Annotated in this window: 1 protein-coding gene; it reads left to right on the top strand. The window is 30.3% G+C overall.

Going from position 1 to position 1,014, the window contains the following annotated elements; genetic code table 11:
- The coding region (locus KVT37_RS31620) for a cytochrome P450 (RefSeq protein ID WP_217578933.1) at positions 1 to 515 on the top strand (515 nt) is incomplete at its 5' end.
- Positions 516 to 1,014 lie beyond the last annotated feature (499 nt).

Consider the following 1,014-nt stretch of genomic DNA (forward strand, 5'->3'; position numbering starts at 1 on the left):
CCATGATTTTTTTATTAATAATTGCAGGGCATGAAACAACAGTTAACCTAATTGGTAATGGAATTTTAGCATTATTACAATTTCCGGAGCAACTAGAAAAACTTAAAAGAAATTTTAATCTTATTGACTCTGGAGTTGAAGAATTGTTGCGTTTCTATAGTCCAGTTGAACTAGCAACAAATCGGTGGGCTAGCAAAGATTTATTTATTCGTGACAAACTAATTCGTAAAGAAGATATGATCGTGGTGTCCTTAGCTTCAGCTAATCGCGACGAGCTGAAATTCTTTAATCCTGAATATTTAGATATTTCAAGAAGTAATAATCATCACTTAGCATTTGGTATGGGAATTCATTATTGTCTTGGGGCCTCCCTAGCTCGCCTTGAGGGAAAGATTGCTATCAATACAGTATTGAAAAGAGTACCAAATATTAGACTTAATGCTGACTTGGAAACTTTGTCTTGGCGTCCTACTTACTTAATGAGAGGGTTAGGCAAGTTACCAGTGATTTTTTAGATGATTTATAAAAAATTAAGTGTAGTAATTGAAGCAAGTAAAGTCATAAGTTAAATTAAATGAATTGTTATTTCGATATATTGGAGAGAAAAGTACCAATAGAAAATAAAAATGAGTGTGCATTATGTTAAAAAATAATATTTTTTACTATGTAATGTACTTAGGGTTTATAGGTACGATTATTTAACCAATTGGTGCTTCTCTTAATTTAGTAACCATTAGTGAAAAATAACATTCATAAAAATTAAGGAATGATTTTTTGGGAGTATATTCAAAATATTTAATGGTATTGGGTTATGGTGCATCAAACTAGTTTATTTTCAACTTTATGAATAACATTGTCATAGTATTTTTGGATTAAGTTAGCTAAGGTTAAAAAATTTTATTAAGTGTCTACTAGAATTGTTTTGATACTAATTCTACTAACGCCTCTTTATATCTGAATCCAAGTGCTCAATAGACTACTTGACCATCTTTTAATACGAATACGGCTGGTATA

Source organism: Mesorhizobium sp. GbtcB19 (genome assembly GCF_019091085.1).
Classification (GTDB): Bacteria; Pseudomonadota; Alphaproteobacteria; order Rhizobiales; family Rhizobiaceae; genus Mesorhizobium.